The following is a 23,202-nucleotide window of genomic DNA, read 5'->3' as shown; positions in this document are numbered from 1 at the left end:
GCCCCGCGATGCGGGACGGGCCTTCTGACGAGGAGCGGTCGAACTCAGGCCGCGATGTGCGAGAAGAGGAACCAGCGGTCCTTCTCGAGGCCGCGGGCGATCTCGATCGCGACATCCTGGCTGGCGGCGTCGATCTCGCCGAGCTCGTCGATCGCGGTGCGAACGTCCACGAGCACGGCGTCGATCTGCGCGACGATCTGGGCGATGGTCTGGTCGGCCTGCTGGAAGCCGGTCGCCAGCTCGGGGGTGGTGGCGGTGCTGCCGACGGTCTGGATGCGTCCGTCGAGCGGGAGGCCCAGGGCGACGACGCGCTCGGCGGCGGTGTCGGCCCACTCGCGGGCGTGGTCGACCACGTCGTCGAGCAGGAGGTGCACGGCCTGGAAGTTGGCGCCGCGCACGTGCCAGTGCGCCTGCTTGCCGTCGACGCTGAGCGCGGTGAGGCCCACGACGATCGGGGTGAGGAACTGCGCGGTGCCGGCGACGGCATCCGGGTTCAGGGTGGTGGTCGGAACGGCCTTGACGTCAGTCATATCTTCTCCTCGCATGTCTGCTCCGCCGGGCCGGATCATCGATCCCGCGGGGGCGGAAGAACGGCCTCTCGGCCTGCTGTCGGGGACAACGCTACGCACCTGCATGTATTCCGCAAGCAAGCTGAGGCTCCACTTACCCCTGTATTTTCGGGGGTTAACCCCCGTTCGAACCGGATGCGCACGCCATTCTCAGAAGGTCGTGCGGTTCGCAGACTCGGAGCATGACCACTACGTTGCCGAACGACATCGCCCCCGCCGCCGACATCGCGCGCCCGCCGTCGCCGCCGACCGCGGCGCCCCCCGCATCCGGCCGCGGCTATCTCGGCCTCTGGCGCACCGTGCCGCGCGAACTCGGATTCCTGCTCCCGCTGCTGCCGATCGTGGTGGCCGCCATCTCGGTGCTCAGCACGCTGCTGTGGACCGGGGTCGGGATGATCACGATCGTCGTCGGCTTCTTCATCGTGCTCGCGGCGCTCTATGTCGCCCGCGGGCTCGGCGACTTCGAGCTGCTGCGGCTGAGAGCGAGCGGCCGCCCCGCGATCACTCCGCCCTCGTGGACGCCCCGCCCGGCGACGGGATGGATCTCCCGGGTGTTCGGCCCCTTCGCAGACCCGCACTACTGGATGCACCTGCTGCACGGGATGATCGTGAACTTCGTGCTCGGCGTCATCAGCTGGTCGATCACGATCACCTGGGTCGCGAGCGCGCTCGGCGGTCTGACCTACTGGATCTGGGTGATCGCGTCGCCGGAGGCTGACCGTTCGCGGTACTTCACGGGCCGCATCTCGCTGCTGTTCGGCGACCCGAATCCCGTGGTCGACAGCATCTTCTCCTTCGCCGTCGGTCTCGTCTTCCTGGCGACCCTGCCGCTCGTGACCCGCGGACTCACGCTCATGCACTGGGGCGTGGCGAAGGGGATGCTCGGCGCCTGGTCGAGCGATCGTCTGCGTGAGCAGGTGCAGACCCTGACCGAGTCGCGTGCCGCCGCCAGCTCGGCCGAGGGACAGTCGCTGCGCCGGCTCGAGCGCGACATCCACGACGGCCCGCAGCAGCGTCTCGTGCGCCTGCAGATGGATCTCGCCTCGGCGGAGCGCCAGCTCGAGGCCGACCCCGAGCGCAGCCGCGCGCTGATCGGCGAGGCGCTCACCCAGTCGAAGGAGGCGCTCGAGGAGCTGCGGGCCCTCTCGCGCGGCTTCGCCCCGCCGCTGCTGCTCGACCGCGGACTCCGTGCCGCACTCTCCGGGCTCTGCGACCGCGGCGTCGTGCCCGCCCGCTTCGTCGACGAGCTGCCGCCGGAGGTCGAACTGCCCACCGAGGTCGAGCGCAACGCCTACTTCATCGCGGCCGAGGCGCTCACGAACGCGGCGAAGCACGCCGGCGCGCGGTCGGCGACGGTCACGCTGCGGCTGCGCCGCATCCCCGAGACCGACGACACCTGGCTCGACCTGCACGTCGTCGACGACGGGCGCGGCGGCGCGACGCCGATCGCAGGGCACGGCCTCGCCGGGATCGACGAGCGGCTGCGCGGCGTCGGCGGGCTGCTCACGCTGAGCAGCCCGGTCGGCGGAGGCACCGAGGTGGTGGCGCACCTGCCGCTCGTGCGGTGACGCTGACCCTGACCGACGCGGTCATGCCTCCCTCTACGGTGGGAGTCATGACCGCGCTGCGCATCCTCGTCGTCGACGACTCGGTCCTGCTGCGTGAGGGCCTCGTGCGCGTGGTCGAGGAGGCCGGGCACGAGGTGGTCGGCGCGCTCGGCGACGCGGTCGACCTGGTCGAGGCGGTCGGGCGGATGGCGGCCCAGCTCGTCGTGCTCGACGTGCGGCTGCCGCCGAGCTTCCGCGACGAGGGCGTCCGCGCCGCGATCGAGCTGCGCCGTGCTCGCCCCGAGATCGGGATCCTGCTGCTCTCGCAGTACGTCGAGGTCGCCTATGCGCAGGAGCTGCTCGGCTCGGGCGCCGGGGGAGTCGGGTACCTGCTGAAAGACCGGGTCGCCTCGCTCGCCGAGCTGGATGCCGCGATCTCGCGGATCGCCGAGGGCGGCACGGTGCTCGATCCGGAGGTCGTGACGCAGCTGATCGGGCGACGGCGGGATCCGCTCGAGTCCCTCACCCGGCGCGAGCGCGAGGTGCTGCAGCTCATGGCCGAGGGGCGCACGAACGCCGGAATCGCCCAGGCGCTGGTGATCGGCGTCGGCGCGGTGGAGAAGAACGTGTCGGCGATCTTCGGCAAGCTCGGGCTCGACGACTCGGGCTCGGACCATCGGCGGGTGCTGGCTGTGCTCGCGTGGCTGCAGGCCAGCGGAGGCTGAGCCGCCGGAGGGGCGCCGGGCGTCCGCATCCGCCCCCGCCGAGATGGTCGATCACGGCGCCAGAGCGTGCAGCGGCCCGGCGGTGCTGTCGGGACGGTCGAGTCGACCGCAGCACCGCCGGGCCCGGGGAACACAACAGGGCCGCGTCATCCCTCCGATGACGCGGCCCTGCAGCTGTGGGGCAGGTGTCGCGCGAGGCGACTCGTGCCGGACGGCGTCGCCTAGGCGACGAAGGTGCCGACCAGCGGCTCCGATGCGTTCGCGAATGCGGATTCGCCGACGTGCACCTCGGGGCGGGTCTCCTGGATCGTGTTGGTCCAGGTCATACCGTTCCACCAACGCAGCTGGGGGAGGCCGAGCGGGTCGCGGTACCAGCCGGCGGGTGCGGCGGTCGTCGTGGGGGTGACGAGAGTCATCGGAGGGCTCCTATGTATCGGGGTTACATAAGGTGATTCGGGTTTCGGGTGACCGTCGATTCTGCGGGGACAAGTTCGTCGGCTGAAGGAAATATACGTCCCCCCGTTTCGGGGGGTTTGTCACCTTTTCGGGGGTAGACGCGCCGGATGCGAATGTCCTCCTTAGTGCGGACACTGCAAGATCCCTCGATCAGGGGACAGCGTGGATTCATAGCAGGCTTCTGAACAGGGATTTTCAGTTGAGTCCGGGGATCGCTCATTTCGCGGACGAGATCGGCTCGAATTCGCTGTACCCCGGCCGTTATCTGATCGTGACCAAAAATGACGTCATAGCTCGCCGCATCGAGCGTGTCGCGGGGTGTCGGGTCCGCGACGCGTCCGTCGTCCGTCGTCCGTCGTCCGTCGAGGCCGGCCTCGGTGCCGGCGACCGTCAGGCGCCGGATGCGGCCAGTCGTTCGCGGATCCAGTCGCCGGCCGCCCGGATCGGCAGCCCGCCCGAGCGCAGCTCGCGCGCGAACTCGAGTGCGGCGAGGCTGAGCCGGTGGTCGGCGCTCGTCTCGGGGTCACGCAGTACGGTGCGCATCGCCCAGCGGGTCGCGCGCTCGCCGATCAGCACCGGTGCGACGGCGATGCCGGCGAAGTGGCGCACTTGCCCGGTCGTGCCGTCGTCGAACTCGGCGCGGAAGCCTCCGCCGTGAAAGCGATTGCGTCCTCCGCGGGCGAGGTCGAACAAGCCCCGCGGGTCGAGCCGCACGCCGGCGCAGTTCCAGGCGAGCCCGCGCAGGAAGCGGCGCGGGTCGCCGGTGCGCTCAGCGAGCCGGTCGGCGACGCGGGCGAGCTGCTCGCAGGCGGTGGGCGCGGGAGTGGTCGGCGAGGCGCTCGGAGTGGTCGGAGAGGTGGTCGGCATCCTCTCGATGCTCGCAGGGGCATCCTGGTCGCCGCATCCGCCCGCGGGCTGATCGTCGGGTCTGGTGGCGCAGCACCGCGATGTGTACGGTGTTCACATGTCGACCTGGACCGCCCGCATCCCCGCCGTCACGCTCTTCGTCGAAGACGTCGCCGCCGCGAAGGAGTTCTACGCGCGCGTCTTCGACCTGCCGGTGCACTACGAAGACGAGGTGTCGGGCGTCTTCGTCTTCGGCCCGACGATGATCAACCTGCTGCAGATCACCGAGGCCGAGGGGCTCGTCGGGCCGGCCCCGGTCGGCGGCGCCGATTCGGGGGTGCGCGTGCAGTTCACCCTCGACGTGGACGACGTGGATGCGACGGCCGAATTGCTGCGCTCGCGCGGCGTCGAGCTGCTCAACGGCCCGCTCGACCGGCCGTGGGGTATCCGCACCGCCACCTTCCGTGACCCGGCGGGGCACGTCTGGGAGATCGCGGCGCCGCTGCCGGCGAGTTGATCATGGCGGTGGCAGGCGGCGGAGAGCGGGCGGGCGGCAAGCCCCCGCGTGATGGCGAGCACCGCATCCACTTCGCCGACGGCAGTCTGAGCGGCCTCGAGCACTACGTCGACGGTCAGAAGTCGGGGAGCGCCGCGCACTGGTACCGCAACGGCCGGAAGAAGGCCGAAGGTCAGTACCTCGCGGGGCGGTTCACGGGGGAGTGGACCTGGTGGCGCGAGAACGGCGAGCTGCTGCAGCAGGGCGAGTTCGTCGACGGCGAGCAGCACGGGCGGTGGCGACGCTGGCATCCGAACGGACAGCTCATGGATGAGGGCGACTGGGTGCACGGCAAGCGCTCGGGCGAGTGGAGCCACTACGACCGCGACGGCGCCGTCAGGAAGACGCAGCGGCATCCCGACCGGGCTGCCGGCGAGGAGGGGAAGCGACCATGACGCCGAAGCTGGAGCATCCGATCGACCTCGACGTGGCGTTCGAGGCGCCGATCGGCGTCGACGTGAAGGGCGAGCTGTGGAGCTGCGTCGAGATCCCCGGCTCGGCCGAGCTCTTCGGCACCCAGCGCGGGGTGCGCGTCGACGTGGCCATCGACGGCATCGAGTTGGCGAACGTCGGCGCGATGGTTACCGGCCGCGGCGGCCACATGGTGTCGATCAGCGCGAAGCTGCGCGCGAAGCTCGGCAAGGACCTCGGCGACACGGTCGCCGTTCGGCTGACGCGCCGCTACAGCTGAGGGTCTGACTTGGCCGGCGCCGCCAGTGTGACGGCTGCCGCAAGCGTCGCGCGCAGTTGATCCCGCTGCTCGACCGGCAACTCCGCCAGCAGCTCGTCTTCCATGCGGCGGATCGCGCGCCGCGCCGAGCCCAGCGTCGTCGCGCCGGCATCGGTGAGGTTCACGACGCGGCGCCGGCGGTCGCCGGGGTCCGTGTCGCGGCGGACGAGCCCGCGCGTGCTTAGCGTGTCGAGGTGGCGGATGAGGCGGGTCGCGTCGCGTCGGCTGCTCGCCGCGAGCTCGCGCTGACTCTGGTCGGGTGCGCGGGAGATCGCGGTGAGGATCGCGTACTCCCACATCGTCAGCTCGTGCGCGTCGAGGATCGGCGTCTCGCGGTCGATCACCGCCTCGAGCAGCCGGCTCAACGCCTCGCCCAGGTCAGTCATGCATCCGCCTCTCAAGTCGTCTACCGTGGTAGATGATTCAGTCACCGTGAGGAGCTCCCCATGACTATTCGCTTCGGCATGATCGTTCTCTACGTGCGCGACCTTGACAAGTCGATCGCGTTCTACCGGCTACTCGGGCTCGACGTGCCCGAGCCTCGGCCGGATCGGCCGGTCACGCAAATCCCCCTCGGTTCGGGCATCAGCTTCCTGCTGACCACCGCCGAGATCGCGACGCGCGTGGATGCGGACTGGCGGCGCCCGAGCGACGGTTACCAGCAGGTGATCGAGTTCTTCGTCGGCGATGACGCCGCCGTCGACGAGACCTGGCAGCGGATGACGGCGGCGGGCTATGTGGGCCGAGCCGCGCCGGCGAACCCGCTGCAGCCCTACGCGACCCTGATCGAGGATCCCGACGGGAACGTCGTGATGATCACGCACGACCCGGCGGTCGCCGCGGCGTCCTAGCGGTCGCGGCGCGCTCTCGACGGCGGCATCCGCGCTCCTAGACTCCGGCCATGACGTTCTGGCAGGCGGTGGGCGGGTTCGCCGTGGTGGCGACGCTGCTCACGATCATCCCCGGGCTCGACACGACGCTCGTGCTGCGTTCGGGCCTCACCAAGGGCAAGCGCGTCGCGGTTGCGACGGCGGCCGGGATCGAATCGGGCGCACTGGTCTGGGGCGTCGCGGCGGCGGTCGGGGCGTCGGCGCTGCTGGCGGCCTCGGACCTGGCGTACCGCATCCTCACCATCGCCGGTGCGCTCTACATGGTCTATCTCGGCGTCGCGCTGATCTGGAAGTCGTTCCGTCGCAGCGCCCAGGCGCCGGCGGATGTGCCCACGATCGACACCCGCGGGCGCCACCCCTACGTGCGGGCGTGGGCGACCGGCGCGATGACGAACCTGCTGAATCCGAAGGTCGGCGTGTTCTACATCGCGACGATCCCGCAGTTCATCCCGCACGGCTCGTCGCCGATCGTGATGGGCCTCGTGCTCGCAATCGTGCACAACCTGATCAGCGTCGTCTGGTTCGCGGGCATCATCGTCGCGTCGTCGGTCGCGTCGCGCTGGCTGCGCAACGCCCGCGCGATCCGCATCATCGACCGCATCACGGGAACAGTGCTGATCGGCTTCGGCACGAAGCTGGCGATCGCCCCGCACTGACGACGTATCGAAATAATCTCGTCATACGGCGTGGCGTGATCAATCTGACCCGTGGCGACGTGATCGTCGAAGTCTCACTCACCAAGTCTTGAGCCAGATGTTTTTTGCAGTTGGTGCCGCGCTGGCGGCAGCGGCCGTTGTTCCCGCCGCCCGGGAGCTGCGACGTCGCCCGCCCATCGGGCCTCGGGTGCCGCGAACCGTGATGGTCGCCTTCCTGTTTCGCAGACTCGCGTGGGCGAGTGGAGCGAGCATGACCCTCCTGCTCGGATTCGGCAGTCCCGCTCTAGCCCCCTGGGTGACATCGCTTCTCGTGTCGTGCTGTTTCGCGACAGGCTCGGGTGCCGCGGTTTCCCGCCTCTGGCGAGCCGTCCAGCGGTCTGGCAGCGGCTCAGTTCGCGGATATCTGAGATCCCGCGCGCGGGAGATGATCAAAGCCATCGGATCGTTGCTGCATAATTTCGGCCGCATCGTTGTTCCCCGGGGTGCGCACGAGCTTCGTCTCGACTTCGGCGCCGTGGATCGATTTCTCTCCGTCGGCACGTTCCTGCGCGGCTACTCCCTGCTAGTAGGCACGGTCTTCGTCGGAGCAGTGCTCTCGGTTTTCTGGACCGTGATTGGCTCGAGCTCGTCCCTGAAGAACGCGTTCGGGGCCGTGATTGGCTTCAACACTTTGGCGGTGGTCTCGTGTGCTTCAGCGGCCACGCTGATCGTTGTGGTGGCTATCGGCGCCCTGATCCGGATCGGGGTCATTCGTCTCACGCTCGACTTGGCCGGCACGTTCCGCAGGGTTGCGGGATGGATCGGATACGGGACGGCGGCCGGAGTGGTTATGGCGTCGCTACTGCCGTTGGCATCAACAGGGCTGGCGAACATCACGTCGGGTGCTATCGGAGGTACGGAAGCGCTCGGCCCTGCGGTGTTGGTCGAGCTACCGGCCGCTGGCGCAGTCGCGGGGTACATGATCGGGCTCGCCGTCGCACTTGTCAGGCTCCTCGAGAGCGCTAGAAATCTCCTGCTCCGGCGATGGCTTGCGCCTTCGCTCTTCTCCGTTGTGCTGGCGGTCATGTCGCATTGGAATCTCGGCCCCCAATCCCTCGCGCAGTCCATCACCGAGCCTCTCTTCGATGCGGCAGCAGTCGACTGTGACGAGAAAGTCATCGAAGGTCTCGACCAGGGTTCGATGTTCGCCGCACTCGCGCGGTGCGGAGACGGGGCGGTCTATCTCTCGGACGCGGGGTTTCTCTGGATCGCATTCATCGTCGTCGGACTCATCGCGATCGTGATGTTCGTGGCCGACGTCCTTGCGACGACGCGGACGTCTCGACCTGTCAGCGATGGAAAAGGCGGGCCTACTGAGAGCAACGAGCCCGGTGTGGAGGGGATGACGGGAATCGAACCCGCGTAATCAGTTTGGAAGACTGAGGCTCTACCATTGAGCTACATCCCCGCGATTCCAGTCGAGCTGGAACCGGGAGACAGCCTAACGCACGGATGAGGCGGTTCTGCGCCGCGGGCCCGCGCGAAGCCCAGCGCGCCGGTCGGGCAGAGTGCAGACCGCCGGTCAGGCAGAGCGCAGGTCGCTCGAGAGCTCGTCGGTGTCACGGCCGTCGAGGGCGTCCTCGTCGCACTGGTGCGACTGCTCCCACGCGAAGGCGAGAAACGCGCTCGTCTCGATCGGACCGGACTCGCCGCAGCGCACGCAGTACGGCTCATATGCGCGGAGTTCGCGGATGTCGATGTCGGCCATGCGCACAGGGTGCGCCTCACCACCGACATCCGGGGGAGCGACGCGCGTGAACCGCGAAGCCCGCGGGCGGCGCATCCCGGTGGACGAGCCGGCGCCGACGTCAGTCGATCGGGCCGGTCAGAGCCACTCGGTGTCGTCGTCGTCGCCCGGCGACTTGACGATCGCGAGCCGCGACGGGGCGTCGCTCTCGTTGCGGATCTCGTGCGGGATGCCGCGCGGCACCACGTGCGTCTCGCCGACGCCGAGACGGATGACCGCATCCCCGGCGTAGACGGTGGTCTCGCCGAGGAGCCCGATGAAGACCTCGTCGAGGTGCGAGTGGACGTGCTTGCGCAAGCTCCCGCCGGGCTCGAAGCCGCGGCTGCGCAGGATGAGCTCGGGCGTGACGAAGAGGTCGGCGCGAGCGGGGTCGGGGGCGGCCGCGATGAGATCGAAGATCGACACGCTCCCGAAGCTACGCGGCGAACGGCCGAAGCGACATCCCTCGACGCGGAGCCGGCTGCGTCGCCGAGTCGACCTGACACGGATACTGCTCTCGTAGGGCGATGACGTCGCCGAGGGGACCGGGATCGCGCCTCGCCAGTATCCGCAGCGGTGGCGAGTCGCGCGACACCGGGCGGCTCGGGCGCCGCCGGCGCCGATCGCTCGCAGCGCAACTGCATCGCGCTCGCGCGGCACCCCGCGCGCAGGAACCCGGCCGCGCCCTCCGCTAGACTGTCGCGCGGCCGTTTTCCGGGCAATGCCAGGCAATCGTGGTGGAGCGTCAGCTCCGCCGCCCAGCCCCCGCGGGACTGGAATCCGCGGGGCGTAGCTCAGCTTGGCTAGAGCACCCGCTTTGGGAGCGGGAGGCCGCAGGTTCGAATCCTGTCGCCCCGACCAACCAGACCACCGACAGCAGGAGATACACCCCTATGGTCACGACGACCGTCGAGAAGCTCACGCCCACCCGCGTCAAGCTCACCATCTCGGTGACGCCGGAGGAGCTGAAGCCCGCCATCGCGCACGCCTACGAGCACATCGCCGAGCAGGTCAGCATCCCCGGCTTCCGCAAGGGCAAGGTGCCGCCGCCCATCATCGACCAGCGCGTCGGCCGCGAAGAGGTGCTCAACCACGCCGTGAGCGAGGGCCTCGACCGCTACTACCGCGAGGCCGCGCAGAACGAGGACATCAAGCCGATCGGCCGCCCCGAGGCCGACGTGCTCGAGTGGCCCGACGCGAAGACCTTCGCCGGCGACCTGAAGATCTCGGTCGAGGTGGATGTGCGCCCCGAGTTCGACCTGCCGTCGTACGAGGGCCTCGAGCTCAAGGTCGACAACGCCGAGATCGCCGACGAGGACGTCGACACCGAGCTCGAGAACCTGCGCACCCGCTTCGGCACCCTGGTGACCGTCGACCGCCCGGCCAAGACCGGCGACTTCGCGCAGCTCGACCTGACCGCCACGATCGGCGGCGAGGAGGTCGACACCGCGTCGAACATCTCCTACGAGATCGGCTCGGGCGAGCTCATCGAGGGCATCGACGAGGCCCTCGACACGCTCACCGCCGGTGAGTCGACCACCTTCGAGGCTCCGCTGCTCGGCGGCGACCACGAGGGCGAGAACGCGCAGATCGCCGTCACGCTGAACGCCGTCAAGGAGCGCGAGCTGCCGCCGGCCGACGACGACTTCGCCCAGATCGCCAGCCAGTTCGACACGATCGACGAGCTCAAGGCCGACCTGCGCGAGCAGCTCGGCAAGTCGAAGGTCTTCGGTCAGGGCGCCCAGGCGCGCGACCAGATCGTCGACGTGCTGCTCGAGCAGGTCGAGATCCCCGTTCCCGAGAAGATGGTCGAAGACGAGGTGCACCGTCACCTCGAGCAGGAGAACCGTCTCGAGGACGACGAGCACCGCGCCGAGGTGACCGAGTCGACGCAGAAGACCTTCCGCCAGCAGGTCATCCTCGACGCGATCGTCGAGAAGGAGAACGTGCAGGTCTCGCAGAACGAGCTCACCACCTACCTGGTGCAGGCGTCGGCGCAGTACGGCATGGAGCCCGGCGACTTCATCAAGGCCCTCGACCAGGGCGGTCAGATCCCCGCCATGGTCGCCGACGTCGCACGCAGCAAGGCCCTCGCGGTCGTGCTGAGCAAGGCGAAGGTCGTGGATGCCGACGGCAAGCCCGTCGACGTCAGCGCCTTCACCGCGACCGCGCTGGGTGAGGGCGACGACAGCCCGATCTTCGGCGAGGAGTCGGCCGACGAGCACGCCGGACACAACCACTGAGTCACGCCGGACACAACCACTGACGCGGTGCCCGGGCATGACCCGGGCGGACGGTTCGAGGGCCGGGCGGGAGCGATCCCGCCCGGCCCTCCGCCATATCCGAGGACGGGTCGCGCGTGGCGGCTCGGCCGCCCACACGCGGGTCTCGTGTCGGCGGGCGTCGCTAGCCTGACCACGACGAGGAGGTGCGCGATGACCGGATACGTCGTGCTGCTGCGCGGAGTGAACGTCGGCGGCGTGAACATCAAGATGGCCGACCTCGCGGACTGCGTGCGCGCGCTCGGCTACGGCGGCGTGCGCACGGTGCTCGCGAGCGGCAACGTCGCGCTCGAGAGCGACGAGTCGGCGGCGACCGTGAAACAGCGGCTCGAAGCCGCGCTGCGCGAGCGCTTCGGCTACGACGCCTGGGTGCATGTGCTCGACGACGCCGAGCTCGCCCGCATCATCGACGACTACCCCTTCGAGCGCGGGCGCGACGGCTGGCACGACTACGTCGTCGTCGCCGCGCACGACGACACTCGCGCCGAGCTGGCCGACGTCATCCCGTCGCTCGATCCGCAGCTCGAGCGTGCCGAGCTCGCCCACGGCGTCCTCTACTGGACCGTGCAGAAGGGGTCGACGCTCGACAGCGTGATGGGCAAGGCGCAGTCGAAGGCGCGCTACAAGCCGTGGCTGACCAGCCGCAACGTCAACACGCTCGACAAGCTGCGCCGCTGACGCAGCGCTTGACGCAGCGCTTGCCGCGGCGTTCGTCGCAGTGAGCCGGAGCGGTCAGGACCCTGGCGTCGCGAGCGCCGCATCCACCGCCCGCCCGAGAGCCGGGGCGAGGGTGCGTGAGTAGGTCGCGGTGAGGTGCTGCGAGTCGCGGAACACCAGCACGTTGCCGATCACGGCCGGGCAGGAGTCGTCGCGGCAGAGCGACGAGGTGAGGTCGAGCTCGCGGGCTCCGGCGGTGGATGCGGCGGTCGCCGCGAGCCGGTCGGTCGACGCGAAGGCGCGGTCGGCGCTGATCTCGCAGGTGCCGACGTCGTCGGGGTTCGCGTCGAGGCAGGCGCGGTTGCCGGTGCCGACCGCCGGGGTGTCGCGGATGCCGAGCACGGTCGTGCCGCGGTCGATCAGCGGCTGCCAGGCGGCGCGGTAGCCGGCGGCCGCGATCGCGGCGCGGCCGGCCTCGGTCGCGGGATCGGGGGTCGCGTCGGAGTTCGAAGCCGAATCGGCATCCGCCTCGTCGGGGCTCGAGTCCGGGTCGGCACCCGCATCGCCGGCGCGGGCCGCGCCGGCGTCGGCGCCCTCCGTCAGCCCCGTCGGCTGCCCGCGCAGATCGGCGCGCGAGGAGGTGAAGACGAGCTCGTAGGGATCCTGGTCGGCGAGGGCCGCATCCACCCGCTGGTTCCAGCGCTCACAGCGCGCCTGCGTCGGCTCGTCGACGTCGCTCCACTCGATGGCCGAGAACTCGCAGCCGCCCTTGACGAACAAGTGCAGCTCCCAGCCGCGCTGCTCGGCGAGGCGGCTGAGCGCCGACTCCCAGTGGTGGGCGTGCGAGTCGCCGATGAGGGCGACCCGGGTGCCGCCGCGCTGGCCGATCACGCAGCTGACGGGGGCGTCGTCGCGGGCCTGGCACTCGTCCCAGGTGGACGAGATGTCGTACTCGGCGGTTGTCGTTGACGGGGTGAAGGCGAGTGCGGGGTCGCCGTTCAGATCGCAGCCGGCGGAGTCGGCGATTGCCGCGGCGCCGAAGCAGTCGGCGTGACCGTCGGCGAGCTGGGTGGCGAGGCGGGCGTCGTCCGCGCGCTGGTTGGCGATCGCGGCCCAGCCGGCACCCGGGGCCGCGAGCACGAGCACCATCGCCCCCGCGGTCGCCCCGAGCACGACGCGCGGTCGCAGGCGGCGCATCCGCGGCGACAGCCCCGGCTTCTCGACGAGCAGGTGGGTGAGGGCGGCGAGACCGAGCGAGAGCGCGGCGACGAGCGTCGCCTCAGCCCAGACCGGCAGCTCGATCATCTTCGGCAGCAGCACCCCGATCGGCCAGTGCCAGAGGTACAGCGTGTACGAGAGCGTGCCGAGCGCCCGCACCGGGGCGAGGCGGATGACGCGGCCGACGACGCCGGACTCGGAGCGCGCCGCGATCACGAGCACGGTCGCGGCGACCGGCAGCGCGGCCGCGATGCCGGGGTAGGGGATGGATGCGGGCAGCAGGAGTCCGGTCGCGAGGAGCGCGGCCCAGCCGAGCAGCGCACCGGGAACGGCGAGCCGGCGGGGCAGCCGTGCGCCGGTGAGAGCGAGGAGCGCACCGGCCCCGAACTCCCAGGCGCGGGTGTGCGGCCAGAAGTAGGCGGGCTCGGGATTCGTGGCCGTGAGCACGAGGGATGCCGCGAGCGAGGCCGCCGTGACGAGGGCCACCAGCAGGGTCGCGATGAGGAGCGGGTCGCGGCGGCGGAGGCGGTCGAGCAGGCGGCCCGCGACGGGCGTGGAGATCGACGGCGAAGCGGCGACCGCGGCGTCCGCCGCCGCTGCCGCCGGTCCGTCCGTCTCGGACCGGGCAGCCCGTTCGCGGCGACTCGACCGTCCGGGCCGCCGGGCGAGCACGCGCCAGGCGAGCAGCAGCAGCAGCGGCCAGACGAGATAGAACTGCTCCTCGACTCCGAGCGACCAGAAGTGCTGGAACGGCGTGGCCGAGGCCCCGGCCGCGAGATAGTCGACGCTCGCGCCGGCGAGGAACCAGTTCTCGACATAGGCGACGCTGGCCGCGAGCTCGGCGCCGAGCCGCGGCCAATCCTCGCGGGGGATCACGGCGAGCCCGACTGCGCCGGCCGCGACGATCACGACGAGCGCCGAGGGCACGAGACGACGGGCGCGGCGGGCCCAGAACGCCGGCAGGTCGACGCGGCCGTCGCGGCGCAGCTCGCGCACGAGGTGGCCGGTGATGAGGAAGCCCGACACGACGAAGAAGGCGTCGACGCCGACGAAGCCGCCCGTCGGCAGGCCGAGGTGCAGGTGGTAGGCGACGACGAGCACCACAGCGAGGGCGCGGATCGCGTGCACGTCGGCGCGGAAGCCGGAGCGGGTGCCGGTGTCGGCGCCGGCCGCGGATGCCGAGTCGCTGCGGCCCGCGACGCTCGAGGCGGGCCGCGGGCGGCGTCGGGTCGTCTCATCCATCTCGGCGACCGTAAAGACCGCGGGTTAACGGCCGGCCACGAGACGGGATGCGCGGCCGGGTTCTCAGCGAGCTCTGCGATTCGGCGATGCCGGCTGCTGCGCGCCCGGCGCCTGTGCCGGCGCGATCACCGAGGCGCCCCGCCGATCCCATTCCCGGACGCCGTCGCGCTCAGTCCTCCTCAGGCAGCCCCACGAGGTCGCGCCCGTAGGCCCGCACCGACCGGCGGTAGCGGGGGAGCGTCGGCGCGAGCGTAATCAGCAGCTCGGAGACGGCCTCGACCTGGCGACCCGCCGAGGTGAGCGCGAGCGCGCGGAAGGCGCTCGCCGCCGCGGCCAGCTCGTGCTCGGGCTGATCGCCGAAGTGCGCGTCGAGCAGCGCGATCGACTCCTCGGGGCGGCCGAGGTTGCGGATCGTCGAGGCGAGCTGGATCGTCACCTGCGAGCGATACGGCTCGGCGAGCCCCGCATCCAGGGCCCGCACGTACAGCTGCTCGGCCCACGACTCGAGACCGGCGGAATCGCGGGCGCCGCCGGCCTCGGCCAGCGCCTCGGGGTCGTCGGGGCGCTCGGTCACGAGGGCGTCGATGCGGCGCATGGTCTCGCGCTCGCCGAGGGACTCGTCGTCCCAGACCGCGTCGATGCGGCGGCGCCACTCGGCGTACCCCGGGTCGTCGGATCGATCGATCGCGACGGCGGAGGTGGATGCCGCGGCGCGGGCGGTCGGGTCGGTCACGGCAGTCTCTCCTCGGTCGGGCTCGAGCGGGGCCGCAGCTCGCGCACCGCGAGCGCGATGAGCGCCCCGGTGCCGACGACCACGGCCCACAATCCCATGATGAGGCACTGCCCGGCCGGTCCCGGGGCCGGGTCGATGAGCACGATCCCGAGCGCGAAGAGCGCGCCGCCGCCCGCCTGGGCGAGCACGGCCCACGACTCGGGTCGGCTGAGCTCGGCGCTGCCGCGCGCCTGGCGCACGCGCACGAGCGCCGCCGCGACGAGGGTGCCGAGCAGCAGCACGGCGTCGATCCCGGCGAGCTGCAGCAGGAATCCGTCGCCGGCTCCGCCGAGCATCCCCTGCGTGGAGGAGCTGTCGGCGCCGTCCGGATCGCGGTGACCGCCGAGTCGCACGATGATCGCGGTCAGGATCGAGACGATCGGCACGGCGATCGCGACCGGCCAGAGAGCCGAGGTCGCCCAGCGCTGCAGCCGGGTGCCGGGCGCATCCGGCCGCGCATCCTCGCGCTTCGCCCCGTCGCCCGCCCCGTCGCTCACGCCGTCAGGCTACGCGCGGTCGCGGTGACGGGGAACAGCGCTCGGCGACTCGGCAGGCAGCGCCGCGTCGCCCGCGCGTCGCCCGCGCGTCGCCCGCTCGCGACGGCGAGCGCGTCGTCACGGCGACACCCGATCTGCCCACGGCGAACAGGGCCCAGACCGCTTCGGGCGCCCCGGTAGATTCGAGGCAATCCACAGAACAGGGAGTTGCTCCAATGGCAGAACCGGCATTCCAGCCGAGCGTTTTCGACCGACTTCTCCGGGACCGGATCATCTGGCTCGGCTCCGAGGTGCGTGACGACAACGCGAACGAGATCGCGGCGAAGCTGCTGCTTCTCGCGGCCGAGGACCCGAAGAAGGACATCTTCCTCTACATCAACTCGCCCGGCGGCTCGATCACCGCCGGCATGGCGATCTACGACACGATGCAGTTCGTGCCGAACGACATCGTCACGGTCGGCATCGGCATGGCGGCCTCGATGGGCCAGCTGCTGCTCACGGCCGGCACGAAGGGCAAGCGCTACATCACGCCCAACGCGCGCGTGCTGCTGCACCAGCCCCACGGCGGATTCGGCGGAACCTCCTCCGACATCCAGACCCAGGCCGCGCTGATCAACGACATGAAGAAGCGCCTCGCCGAGATCACGGCGGCCCAGACCGGCAAGACCGCCGAGCAGGTCAACGCCGACGGCGACCGCGACCGCTGGTTCACCGCCGAGGAGGCTCTCGAGTACGGCTTCGTCGACCACATCCGCGAGTCGGCGGCCGACGTCGTCGGCGGCGGCGGAACCGACGAGTCCAAGTAGTCGCGAGCGCAGAGAACAAGAGAGACGGAACGAATCATGGAGACCCCGAACTTCTCGGCGGGCGGCGACCTCGCGTCGCGCATGCCCTCGTCGCGCTACATCCTCCCCAGCTTCGAGGAGCGCACGGCCTACGGCTTCAAGCGCCAGGACCCCTACGCGAAGCTGTTCGAAGACCGCATCATCTTCCTGGGCGTTCAGGTGGATGACGCCTCGGCCGACGACATCATGGCTCAGCTGCTGGTGCTCGAGAGCCAGGACCCCGACCGCGACATCGTCATGTACATCAACAGCCCCGGCGGCTCGTTCACGGCCATGACGGCGATCTACGACACGATGCAGTACATCCGCCCGCAGGTCATGACCGTGGTGCTCGGCCAGGCGGCCTCGGCCGCGGCCGTGATCGCGGCGGCCGGCGAGCCGGGCAAGCGCCTCGCTCTTCCGAACGCGCGCGTGCTCATCCACCAGCCCGCCGTCGGCGAGGCCGGTCGCGGTCAGGCCTCGGACATCGAGATCCAGGCCAAGGAGATCCTGCGCCTGCGCACGTGGCTCGAGGAGACCCTCGCGAACCACTCGAAGAAGTCGCAGGAGGAGATCAACGCCGCCATCGAGCGCGACACGATCCTCACCGCGCCGGAGGCGCTCGAGTACGGTCTGATCGACCAGGTGCTCACGAGCCGCAAGAACGTGCCGGCGCTGACCGCGAAGTAAGCGCCGCCGCTGCTCCGCTCGTGCGGAGATGCGGAAGAAGGGCCGTCGGGCCATCCCGGCGGCCCTTCTGCGTGTCGCCGGCACGGCGTACGGTGCGGAGCATGACGGCGCACGAGCTGGACGAGCAGGTCATCGCGGGGTACCGGGCCGGGGGAGACCTCGGGGTTCCGGGAGTGCACCGCGAGCGGATCGCGCTGCTCACGACGACCGGACGGCGCTCGGGCGAGAAGCGCACCTCGCCGATGATGTTCGTGCCGCAGGGATCCGACGACCGCGACGGCGTCGTCGTCGTGGCGTCGGCTGCGGGCGCGCCGCGGCATCCGGCCTGGTATCTCAACCTCGTCGCTGACCCGAGCGTGCATGTCGAGCTGCCGGACGGCGAGTGGGATGGGCGGGCTGAGACCGTCACGGGCGACGCGCGGGCGCGGCTCTGGGCCGAGCTGCTCGAGGGCTTCCCGTTCTTCGCCGAGCACGAACGGAAAGCGGGCCGCGAGATCCCGCTGGTGAAGCTGGTTCCCGCGACCCGCTAGGTCGTGCGACGCCGACGCGGTCGGCGCAGATGCGGTCAGTCGGAGCTGCCGCCCCCGGAGCCGGAGTCGCCGGACCCGCCGCTGTCGCTTCCGCCGTCGTTCGATCCGGCGTCGGCGTCGGGCCCGCGATCGCGGCTGTCGGAGACCGAGTCGGAATCGGAACCGCTGCTGTCGCCGCCTGTGCGATCGTTTCGCGGCTTGCGGGTCAGCACGAGCAGCGTCACGCCGCCCGCGATGAGCACGGCCAGGATCGCGCCGCCGATCCAGAGCACGTCGCCGAGGGGGACCTGCGCGCCGTCCTGGCCGACCGCGGGTCCGGAGGGAGCCGACGAGGCCGCGCCGTCGGCATCCGACTCGTCGGCGGTGTCGGGCTTGCACGCCGGGTTGCCGTCGGCTCCCGCCTTCGGCACGACGTAGTCGGCCGGCGCCTGCCAGGTGAAGCCGAAGTCGCCGCTGACGGTGTGGCCGTCGGCGGAGACGAGCTGCCAGGTGAGCGTGTAGGGGCCTGAACCGCCGAGCACCGCCGGAACCGACATCGTGTTGTCGACGATCTCGGGCTGCTCGGGGCAGTAGCTCCAGCCCTCGGGGCCCTCGATGCGCACGGCGAAGCCCTTGCCGCCGCCCTGCAGGTCGAGCATCGCCAGGTCGGTCGTGATCGAGAACGTCTCCGGCAGCGCGGTGACGGTCGCGTCGGCGGCCGGCACGGTCGCCGTGACGCGGTTGTGCGCCGAGGCGGGGGTCGCGACGCCGAGCACCGCCCCGGCGAGGCCGAGCGCGGCCACGAGGGCGCTCGCCGCGATCGCGGCGAGCGCGCGGGGCCCGGCCGGGCGACGCGAGGTCGCCCGGCCGGTGGTGCGGGATGCGCGGCTCACGCCGATCACGCCGCTCCGTTTCCGCGGCGCGCGCGGGTCACACCGAGGGCGCCGACGATGAGGCCGATCACGCCGACGACGAGGCCGGCGATGCCGAGCACGCGCGCGAGCACATCGGGCTGAGCGGCGGCGGACGTCGCCGAGGCCTCGGTCGCGTCCGAGCCGTGCTCGTCGCCGGAGGCCGCCGAGTGCGATCCGCCGTGCTCATCGGCCGGCGGAGCCTCGTTCACGTAGACGGTCGGAGCCGGGTCCTCGGCGTCGGCGCCCGTCTCATCCCAGTCGACGACGCTGCCGTCGCTGTAGCTCTGATGCGCGGGCAGCACGAGCTTGTCGACGTCGGGCACCGGCCCGAGGGTGACGGGGAACTGCACGAACTCGCCGGGCTTGATGCCCTCGCCGGTCGCGGTCCAGACGACCGTCGTGTAGCCCTCGGTGAGGGTGCTGTCGCCGACCTTGACGGCCTTCGGCAGCTTCTCCTTGACCAGCTCGACGGTCCAGCCGGCGATCGGCTCGTAGGCCACGTAGGACAGCGGGGTGTCGGTCGGCAGGTCGAGCTCGATCTTCGTCGTGGATGCGGTGTCCGACTCGGTCGGCACCTTCACGTTCACGGTGGCGTAGCTGCCGGCCGCAGCCGTGTTCGGGCCGACCGTCACGTGCGCGCTCGCCGCGAGCGGGGCGGCGAGGGCGAGCAGCGCGCCGGCACCGACCGCGGTGGCGGTCAGGGCGAGCGGGCGGCGCGAGCGGACGGGCTGGGTGGCGGGGTGCGCGGGAGCGCGGTTCATGGTCTCTCCTTGGTCGCCGCGGGGTGCGGCGATCGTTCGCTGGGGTGCGCGCGACAGACGTCGGCGCGCGATGCCGGTCGGCGGGATGCCGGGCGGCGGATGTCAGGCGAACGTGACGAGCGGCGGGCCGCGCAGGGGAGAGGCGCGGACGAGCAGGGCGGACCTCAGACGCACGGCCGAGCCGCGGGCACGCGCGGCGGACCGGAGCGCACGGCGGAGTGCCGCAGCGGAGGCGGAGGCCCGTGGCGAGGCGGCAGCACCCTGATCGAGCGCGCCGCCGGCGAGCGCGCCGAGGGCGAGCAGTGCGCTGCGGAGCGCGGCGGCGGGTGCGCCGGTCGGCTCGGCGAGGCGCACGAGCAGGGTCCAGAGCGCGGCCTCGGCCCAGCGCAGCAGCACGACCGTGAGGACGGCGGCGACCAGGTGCGCGGCGAGCATCCGCGGCTCGGTGATGTGCTGCAGGTGCGATCCGGTCACGCCGGTCGCCGGGCCCGCGGCGTCCAAGGCGCTCGACCCGGCCCCCGGGTGCGCATGGCGCGCGACCGCGAGACCGGGGCCGCCGAGCAGCACGAAGAGATAGTGGAAGGCCGCCTGGCTCGGCAGCACGATCGCGAGCAGACGCGGCAGCGACGGCGTCTTCGCGGTCAGCAGAGTGCCGAGCAGCACGGCGACGACGAGGCCGACCGCGATCGCGAGCCAACCGGGGATGTCGCCGCCGCCGAAGCCGTGCGACGCCGCCGCGAGCACCATCGCGGTCGTGCCCGCGAGGGCGCCGCGCGCGGTGCGCGCCGCGCGGCTCTGCAGAGCAGACGACATGCCGGTGACCTCTCGGCGGCGGAACGGGGTGTCGCGACCGGGATGTCGGTCGTCGCATCCAGTCTAAGGAGCATGAGGACACCCCGAGACGCACCGCCCGGACGGGGTGCAACGCCGCGAGCCCTGTTCGGTCTAGGCTTCGATGAACGATTCGGGGAGGGTGACCTGAATGGCACGCATCGGTGAGAGCGCCGACCTGCTCAAGTGCTCGTTCTGCGGCAAGTCGCAGAAGCAGGTGCAGCAGCTGATCGCAGGTCCCGGCGTCTACATCTGCGACGAGTGCGTCGAGCTCTGCAACGAGATCATCGAAGAGCGCCTCGCCGAAGCCGGCGAGGAGGCCTCGAGCGAGTTCGATCTGCCGAAGCCGCGCGAGATCTTCGACTTCCTCGAGGAGTACGTGATCGGCCAGGAGCCCGCCAAGCGCGCGCTGTCGGTCGCCGTCTACAACCACTACAAGCGCATCCGCGCCCGCAGCCAGCTCGTCAGCGCCGACGCCGTGCTCGACGACATCGAGATCGCCAAGAGCAACATCCTGCTCATCGGCCCGACCGGCTGCGGCAAGACCTATCTCGCCCAGACCCTCGCGAAGCGCCTCAACGTGCCCTTCGCGGTGGCGGATGCGACGGCCCTCACCGAGGCGGGCTACGTCGGCGAAGACGTCGAGAACATCCTGCTGAAGCTGATCCAGGCCGCCGACTACGACGTCAAGCGGGCTGAGACCGGCATCATCTACATCGACGAGGTCGACAAGATCGCCCGCAAGGCCGAGAACCCGTCGATCACCCGCGACGTCTCGGGCGAGGGCGTGCAGCAGGCGCTGCTGAAGATCCTCGAGGGAACCGTCGCGAGCGTCCCGCCGCAGGGCGGCCGCAAGCACCCGCACCAGGAGTTCATCCAGGTCGACACGACCAACGTGCTGTTCATCGTGGCCGGCGCCTTCGCCGGGCTGGAGGACATCATCTCGGGCCGCGTCGGCAAGCGCGGCATCGGCTTCGGCGCCCCGCTGCACTCGAAGCGCGACGAGGCCACGCTGTTCAGCGCGGTGCTGCCGGAAGACCTGCACAAGTTCGGCCTGATCCCCGAGTTCATCGGCCGCCTCCCCGTCGTCACGACGGTGTCGCAGCTCGACCAGAGCGCGCTCATGCAGATCCTCACCGAGCCGAAGAACGCGCTCGTGAAGCAGTACCAGCGCATGTTCGAGATCGACGGCGTCGAGCTGGAGTTCGAGCAGGACGCCCTGGAGGCGATCGCCGACCTGGCCGTGCTGCGGCAGACGGGCGCTCGTGGTCTGCGCGCGATCCTCGAAGAGGTGCTGGGGCCGATCATGTTCGATGTGCCGTCCGACGACGATGTGGCCCGCGTGGTCATCACCCGCGAGGCGGTCTCGAACAACGCGGCGCCGACGATCGTGCCGCGGCAGCCGCGGCGCGCCGAGAAGTCGGCCTGATCCCGAACCCCGAGCGCACTCGCTGAACGACGGGTGAAGTTGACGGTGCCCTGCGCGCCCATCCACCGATCCGGTTGTAAAAGTTTGGTTTCGGTGCGGATCGCGTCGCTCGTTCGGGAATAGCATCGGCACACCGGCCCCGCGATGGAGCGGGGGATCCGGATGAGGAGCGTCATGTCATCTCGCGCGCAGACCGTGTTCGTGAACGGCGCGGTCTACACCGGCGGCCTGGATGAGCCCGACGCCCGCGTCACCGGTCTCGCCGTCGCCGACGGCCGCGTCCTCGCCCTGGGTGACGCCGACGAGCTGGCCGCGCTGACCGGACCCGACACCGAGGTCGTCGACCTCGCCGGCGGACTCGTGCTGCCCGGCTTCGTCGATGCGCACATCCACCCCGTCGAGGGCGGCCTCGAGCTGATGCGCTGCGACCTCTCCGGCGCGGCCACGCGCGAGCAGTACCTCGCGATCATCCGCGACTACGCCGACGCGAACCCCGAGCTGCCGTGGATCCTCGGCGGCGGCTGGCAGGTCGCGGCCTTCCCCGGCGGCGCGCCGCTCGCGAGCGACCTCGATGCGGTGGTCGGCGACCGCCCCGTGTTCCTGTCGAACCGCGACCACCACGGCGCCTGGGTCAGCTCCCGCGCGCTCGAGATCGCCGGGCTGCGCGCCGACACCCCCGATCCCGCCGACGGACGGATCGAACGCGACGCGAGCGGGGCACCCAGTGGCACCCTGCACGAGGGCGCCCGCACCCTCGTGACCCGGCACATCCCCGCCGACACGCACGCCGAGGAGACCGAGGCGCTGCTGACGGCGCAGAAGTACCTGCACTCGCTCGGCATCACCGGCTGGCAGGACGCGATCGTCGGCGACTACGGCGGCCACAGCGACACGAGCCCGGTCTACCTCGAGGCCGCTCGCTCGGGCGCGCTGACGGCGCGCGTCGTCGCGGCGCTGTGGTGGGAGCGCTCGCGCGGCGCCGAGCAGATCCCCGAGCTGATCGCCCGCCGCGAGGCGTTCGCGCATCCGCGGTTCCGCGCGACGAGCATCAAGATCATGCAGGACGGCATCCCCGAGAACTACACGGCCGGGATGCTCGAGCCCTACCTCGACCAGAGCGGCGCCCCCACCCTCGGCACCGGGCTCTCCTTCGTCGACCCGATCGAGCTGCGCGAGGACGTGACGCAGCTCGACCGCGCCGGGTTCCAGGTGCACATCCACGCGATCGGCGACCGGGCCGTGCGCGAGGCGCTTGATGCGATCCAGGCCGCGCGCACCGCCAACGGCGACAGCGGCATCCGCCACCACCTCGCCCACGTGCAGGTCGTGCACCCCGACGACCTCGCCCGATTCGCCCCGCTCGGCGCGACCGTGAACATGCAGGCGCTCTGGGCCAACTGGGAGCCGCAGAACGAGCTCATCAACCTCGTCGCGCTCGGCGCGGAGCGCTCGTCGTGGCAGTACCCCTTCGCCCAGCTCTGGAACGCCGGCGCCGCGTTCTGCGCCGGCAGCGACTGGCCTGTCACGACGCCGGACCCGTGGGCCGCGCTGCAGGTCGCCGTCACGCGCCGCCTGCCGCACGACGACCCCGACTACAACGAGAAGCCGTTCTACCCCGAGAGCGCCCTGTCGCTCGCGCAGGCGGTCAGCGCCTACACGCAGGGCTCCGCCCGCATCAACGGATTCGAGACGACCGGCACACTCGAGCCGGGCGCCGTCGCCGACCTCGCCGTCGTCGACCGCAACCCCTTCGCGGGTCCGCTCGACGCGATCTCCGACACGCGCACCGTCTCGACCTGGGTCGACGGCGAGCGCGTGCACACGAGCTGAGACCCC

27 protein-coding genes and 2 tRNA genes are annotated in these 23,202 nt (G+C 71.1%); 16 read left to right on the top strand and 13 right to left on the bottom strand.

The annotated features are described in order from the left end of the window. Nucleotides 1-44: 44 nt before the first annotated feature. Nucleotides 45-530 carry a Dps family protein gene (locus BJ979_RS15430; RefSeq protein WP_179569257.1) on the bottom strand — a complete coding sequence of 162 codons (486 nt, stop codon included), beginning with the start codon at nt 528-530 and terminating at the stop codon, nt 45-47. Nucleotides 531-751: 221 nt separating this feature from the next. Between BJ979_RS15430 and BJ979_RS15425 the strand changes: the two genes are divergently transcribed. Together BJ979_RS15425 and BJ979_RS15420 are read left to right on the top strand one after the other, a co-directional pair. Then, complete coding sequence (locus tag BJ979_RS15425; protein WP_179569256.1) at nt 752-2,137, top strand: sensor histidine kinase; 1,386 nt, start codon at nt 752-754, stop codon at nt 2,135-2,137. A 47-nt stretch (nt 2,138-2,184) separates the two neighbouring features. Continuing rightward, on the top strand, nt 2,185-2,841 hold the full coding sequence (locus BJ979_RS15420; RefSeq protein ID WP_179569254.1) for a response regulator: 657 nt from the start codon (nt 2,185-2,187) through the stop codon (nt 2,839-2,841). Nucleotides 2,842-3,062: 221 nt separating this feature from the next. On the opposite strand, the gene BJ979_RS15415 is transcribed toward BJ979_RS15420, so the two are convergent. After that, nucleotides 3,063-3,257 (bottom strand): DUF2510 domain-containing protein, encoded by a 195-nt coding sequence (locus tag BJ979_RS15415; RefSeq protein ID WP_179569252.1) that lies wholly within the window; start codon nt 3,255-3,257, stop codon nt 3,063-3,065. A 430-nt stretch (nt 3,258-3,687) separates the two neighbouring features. After that, nucleotides 3,688-4,164, bottom strand: a complete 477-nt coding sequence (locus BJ979_RS15410; protein ID WP_179569250.1) for a hypothetical protein — start codon at nt 4,162-4,164, stop codon at nt 3,688-3,690. A gap of 97 nt (nt 4,165-4,261) precedes the next feature. Between BJ979_RS15410 and BJ979_RS15405 the strand changes: the two genes are divergently transcribed. The 3 genes from BJ979_RS15405 to BJ979_RS15395 are packed head-to-tail and all read left to right on the top strand — an operon-like array spanning nt 4,262 to nt 5,390. After that, nucleotides 4,262-4,660: a VOC family protein gene (locus tag BJ979_RS15405; RefSeq protein WP_179569248.1), complete on the top strand. Its 399-nt coding sequence runs from the start codon at nt 4,262-4,264 to the stop codon at nt 4,658-4,660. Between the two features lie 2 nt (nt 4,661-4,662). Beyond that, nucleotides 4,663-5,094 (top strand): toxin-antitoxin system YwqK family antitoxin, encoded by a 432-nt coding sequence (locus tag BJ979_RS15400; protein ID WP_179569246.1) that lies wholly within the window; start codon nt 4,663-4,665, stop codon nt 5,092-5,094. Beyond that, a complete protein-coding gene (locus BJ979_RS15395; protein WP_179569244.1) occupies nt 5,091-5,390 on the top strand; it encodes a DUF1905 domain-containing protein in 300 nt (99 codons plus the stop codon). The genes BJ979_RS15400 and BJ979_RS15395 overlap by 4 nt, the downstream gene beginning before the upstream one ends. Here BJ979_RS15395 and BJ979_RS15390 read toward each other — a convergent pair. After that, a complete protein-coding gene (locus BJ979_RS15390; protein ID WP_246286785.1) occupies nt 5,381-5,794 on the bottom strand; it encodes a MarR family winged helix-turn-helix transcriptional regulator in 414 nt (137 codons plus the stop codon). The two genes, BJ979_RS15395 and BJ979_RS15390, sit on opposite strands and share 10 nt — an antisense overlap. Before the next feature lie 81 nt (nt 5,795-5,875). Here BJ979_RS15390 and BJ979_RS15385 point away from each other — a divergent pair, with 81 nt between their 5' ends. From BJ979_RS15385 to BJ979_RS15375, 3 genes are all read left to right on the top strand, one after another. After that, nucleotides 5,876-6,280 carry a VOC family protein gene (locus tag BJ979_RS15385; RefSeq protein WP_179569240.1) on the top strand — a complete coding sequence of 135 codons (405 nt, stop codon included), beginning with the start codon at nt 5,876-5,878 and terminating at the stop codon, nt 6,278-6,280. Nucleotides 6,281-6,330: 50 nt separating this feature from the next. Beyond that, the gene (locus BJ979_RS15380; RefSeq protein WP_179569238.1) at nt 6,331-6,975 is read left to right on the top strand and encodes a LysE family translocator; all 645 of its coding nucleotides are present in this window, start codon (nt 6,331-6,333) and stop codon (nt 6,973-6,975) included. Nucleotides 6,976-7,225: 250 nt separating this feature from the next. Beyond that, nucleotides 7,226-8,380 carry a hypothetical protein gene (locus tag BJ979_RS15375; protein WP_179569236.1) on the top strand — a complete coding sequence of 385 codons (1,155 nt, stop codon included), beginning with the start codon at nt 7,226-7,228 and terminating at the stop codon, nt 8,378-8,380. On the opposite strand, the gene BJ979_RS15370 is transcribed toward BJ979_RS15375, so the two are convergent. From BJ979_RS15370 to BJ979_RS18210, 3 genes are all read right to left on the bottom strand, one after another. Further along, nucleotides 8,349-8,422, bottom strand: a tRNA-Gly gene (locus tag BJ979_RS15370). The two genes, BJ979_RS15375 and BJ979_RS15370, sit on opposite strands and share 32 nt — an antisense overlap. Nucleotides 8,423-8,536: 114 nt before the next feature. After that, the gene (locus BJ979_RS15365; RefSeq protein ID WP_179569234.1) at nt 8,537-8,722 is read right to left on the bottom strand and encodes a hypothetical protein; all 186 of its coding nucleotides are present in this window, start codon (nt 8,720-8,722) and stop codon (nt 8,537-8,539) included. A gap of 117 nt (nt 8,723-8,839) precedes the next feature. Then, the gene (locus BJ979_RS18210) at nt 8,840-9,166 is read right to left on the bottom strand and encodes a cupin domain-containing protein (RefSeq protein WP_179569232.1); all 327 of its coding nucleotides are present in this window, start codon (nt 9,164-9,166) and stop codon (nt 8,840-8,842) included. Between the two features lie 357 nt (nt 9,167-9,523). Between BJ979_RS18210 and BJ979_RS15355 the strand changes: the two genes are divergently transcribed. The 3 genes from BJ979_RS15355 to BJ979_RS15345 all read left to right on the top strand — a co-directional run bounded on the left by BJ979_RS15355 (nt 9,524) and on the right by BJ979_RS15345 (nt 11,700). Continuing rightward, nucleotides 9,524-9,601 (top strand) — tRNA-Pro (locus BJ979_RS15355). Between the two features lie 32 nt (nt 9,602-9,633). Then, nucleotides 9,634-10,983: a trigger factor gene (gene tig / locus BJ979_RS15350; protein WP_179569230.1), complete on the top strand. Its 1,350-nt coding sequence runs from the start codon at nt 9,634-9,636 to the stop codon at nt 10,981-10,983. A gap of 192 nt (nt 10,984-11,175) precedes the next feature. After that, nucleotides 11,176-11,700, top strand: coding sequence for a DUF1697 domain-containing protein (locus BJ979_RS15345; protein WP_179569228.1), 525 nt, complete (start codon nt 11,176-11,178; stop codon nt 11,698-11,700). A gap of 54 nt (nt 11,701-11,754) precedes the next feature. Here BJ979_RS15345 and BJ979_RS17750 read toward each other — a convergent pair whose 3' ends face one another. The 3 genes from BJ979_RS17750 to BJ979_RS15330 form a co-directional block, all read right to left on the bottom strand. Continuing rightward, entirely contained in the window at nt 11,755-14,139 is a 2,385-nt protein-coding gene (locus BJ979_RS17750; protein WP_179569226.1) for an acyltransferase family protein, read from the bottom strand. 169 nt (nt 14,140-14,308) lie between these two features. Beyond that, complete coding sequence (locus BJ979_RS15335) at nt 14,309-14,872, bottom strand: tetratricopeptide repeat protein (RefSeq protein WP_343046732.1); 564 nt, start codon at nt 14,870-14,872, stop codon at nt 14,309-14,311. Continuing rightward, the gene (locus tag BJ979_RS15330; protein ID WP_179569224.1) at nt 14,869-15,408 is read right to left on the bottom strand and encodes a hypothetical protein; all 540 of its coding nucleotides are present in this window, start codon (nt 15,406-15,408) and stop codon (nt 14,869-14,871) included. Before BJ979_RS15330 ends, BJ979_RS15335 begins: the two co-directional genes overlap by 4 nt. A 134-nt stretch (nt 15,409-15,542) precedes the next feature. Here BJ979_RS15330 and BJ979_RS15325 point away from each other — a divergent pair, with 134 nt between their 5' ends. From BJ979_RS15325 to BJ979_RS15315, 3 genes are all read left to right on the top strand, one after another. Continuing rightward, nucleotides 15,543-16,214 (top strand): ATP-dependent Clp protease proteolytic subunit, encoded by a 672-nt coding sequence (locus BJ979_RS15325; protein ID WP_281361020.1) that lies wholly within the window; start codon nt 15,543-15,545, stop codon nt 16,212-16,214. A 36-nt stretch (nt 16,215-16,250) separates the two neighbouring features. Further along, nucleotides 16,251-16,922, top strand: a complete 672-nt coding sequence (locus BJ979_RS15320) for an ATP-dependent Clp protease proteolytic subunit (protein WP_141164193.1) — start codon at nt 16,251-16,253, stop codon at nt 16,920-16,922. A 101-nt stretch (nt 16,923-17,023) separates the two neighbouring features. Beyond that, nucleotides 17,024-17,452: a nitroreductase/quinone reductase family protein gene (locus BJ979_RS15315; protein WP_179569221.1), complete on the top strand. Its 429-nt coding sequence runs from the start codon at nt 17,024-17,026 to the stop codon at nt 17,450-17,452. Between the two features lie 35 nt (nt 17,453-17,487). Here BJ979_RS15315 and BJ979_RS15310 read toward each other — a convergent pair whose 3' ends face one another. From BJ979_RS15310 to BJ979_RS15300, 3 genes are all read right to left on the bottom strand, one after another. After that, nucleotides 17,488-18,324, bottom strand: a complete 837-nt coding sequence (locus tag BJ979_RS15310; RefSeq protein WP_179569220.1) for a copper resistance protein CopC — start codon at nt 18,322-18,324, stop codon at nt 17,488-17,490. A gap of 5 nt (nt 18,325-18,329) precedes the next feature. Further along, nucleotides 18,330-19,106 (bottom strand): YcnI family copper-binding membrane protein, encoded by a 777-nt coding sequence (locus BJ979_RS15305; protein ID WP_179569219.1) that lies wholly within the window; start codon nt 19,104-19,106, stop codon nt 18,330-18,332. Between the two features lie 102 nt (nt 19,107-19,208). Beyond that, on the bottom strand, nt 19,209-19,919 hold the full coding sequence (locus BJ979_RS15300; protein ID WP_179569218.1) for a hypothetical protein: 711 nt from the start codon (nt 19,917-19,919) through the stop codon (nt 19,209-19,211). A gap of 169 nt (nt 19,920-20,088) precedes the next feature. Here BJ979_RS15300 and clpX point away from each other — a divergent pair, with 169 nt between their 5' ends. Next, a complete protein-coding gene (gene clpX, locus BJ979_RS15295; RefSeq protein ID WP_179569217.1) occupies nt 20,089-21,366 on the top strand; it encodes an ATP-dependent Clp protease ATP-binding subunit ClpX in 1,278 nt (425 codons plus the stop codon). Between the two features lie 174 nt (nt 21,367-21,540). After that, on the top strand, nt 21,541-23,196 hold the full coding sequence (locus BJ979_RS15290) for an amidohydrolase (protein WP_179569216.1): 1,656 nt from the start codon (nt 21,541-21,543) through the stop codon (nt 23,194-23,196). Nucleotides 23,197-23,202 lie beyond the last annotated feature (6 nt).

This window comes from Schumannella luteola, from assembly GCF_013408685.1.
Lineage (GTDB): Bacteria > Actinomycetota > Actinomycetes > Actinomycetales > Microbacteriaceae > Schumannella > Schumannella luteola.
This window is presented reverse-complemented; position numbering and strand designations above follow the sequence as displayed.

Bases quoted from the DNA above. Each gene is read 5' to 3' on its own strand.
- BJ979_RS17750 (WP_179569226.1), bottom strand. From the start codon at position 14,139: ATGGATGAGACGACCCGACGCCGCCCGCGGCCCGCCTCGAGCGTCGCG.
- BJ979_RS15430 (WP_179569257.1), bottom strand. From the start codon at position 530: ATGACTGACGTCAAGGCCGTTCCGACCACCACCCTGAACCCGGATGCC.
- BJ979_RS15405 (WP_179569248.1), top strand. From the start codon at position 4,262: ATGTCGACCTGGACCGCCCGCATCCCCGCCGTCACGCTCTTCGTCGAA.
- BJ979_RS15425 (WP_179569256.1), top strand. From the start codon at position 752: ATGACCACTACGTTGCCGAACGACATCGCCCCCGCCGCCGACATCGCG.
- BJ979_RS15320 (WP_141164193.1), top strand. From the start codon at position 16,251: ATGGAGACCCCGAACTTCTCGGCGGGCGGCGACCTCGCGTCGCGCATG.
- BJ979_RS15375 (WP_179569236.1), top strand. From the start codon at position 7,226: ATGACCCTCCTGCTCGGATTCGGCAGTCCCGCTCTAGCCCCCTGGGTG.
- BJ979_RS15385 (WP_179569240.1), top strand. From the start codon at position 5,876: ATGACTATTCGCTTCGGCATGATCGTTCTCTACGTGCGCGACCTTGAC.
- BJ979_RS15315 (WP_179569221.1), top strand. From the start codon at position 17,024: ATGACGGCGCACGAGCTGGACGAGCAGGTCATCGCGGGGTACCGGGCC.
- tig (WP_179569230.1), top strand. From the start codon at position 9,634: ATGGTCACGACGACCGTCGAGAAGCTCACGCCCACCCGCGTCAAGCTC.
- BJ979_RS15345 (WP_179569228.1), top strand. From the start codon at position 11,176: ATGACCGGATACGTCGTGCTGCTGCGCGGAGTGAACGTCGGCGGCGTG.
- BJ979_RS15380 (WP_179569238.1), top strand. From the start codon at position 6,331: ATGACGTTCTGGCAGGCGGTGGGCGGGTTCGCCGTGGTGGCGACGCTG.
- BJ979_RS15400 (WP_179569246.1), top strand. From the start codon at position 4,663: ATGGCGGTGGCAGGCGGCGGAGAGCGGGCGGGCGGCAAGCCCCCGCGT.
- BJ979_RS15300 (WP_179569218.1), bottom strand. From the start codon at position 19,919: ATGTCGTCTGCTCTGCAGAGCCGCGCGGCGCGCACCGCGCGCGGCGCC.
- BJ979_RS15395 (WP_179569244.1), top strand. From the start codon at position 5,091: ATGACGCCGAAGCTGGAGCATCCGATCGACCTCGACGTGGCGTTCGAG.
- BJ979_RS15420 (WP_179569254.1), top strand. From the start codon at position 2,185: ATGACCGCGCTGCGCATCCTCGTCGTCGACGACTCGGTCCTGCTGCGT.
- BJ979_RS15365 (WP_179569234.1), bottom strand. From the start codon at position 8,722: ATGGCCGACATCGACATCCGCGAACTCCGCGCATATGAGCCGTACTGC.
- BJ979_RS15290 (WP_179569216.1), top strand. From the start codon at position 21,541: ATGTCATCTCGCGCGCAGACCGTGTTCGTGAACGGCGCGGTCTACACC.
- BJ979_RS15305 (WP_179569219.1), bottom strand. From the start codon at position 19,106: ATGAACCGCGCTCCCGCGCACCCCGCCACCCAGCCCGTCCGCTCGCGC.
- BJ979_RS15415 (WP_179569252.1), bottom strand. From the start codon at position 3,257: ATGACTCTCGTCACCCCCACGACGACCGCCGCACCCGCCGGCTGGTAC.
- clpX (WP_179569217.1), top strand. From the start codon at position 20,089: ATGGCACGCATCGGTGAGAGCGCCGACCTGCTCAAGTGCTCGTTCTGC.
- BJ979_RS15410 (WP_179569250.1), bottom strand. From the start codon at position 4,164: ATGCCGACCACCTCTCCGACCACTCCGAGCGCCTCGCCGACCACTCCC.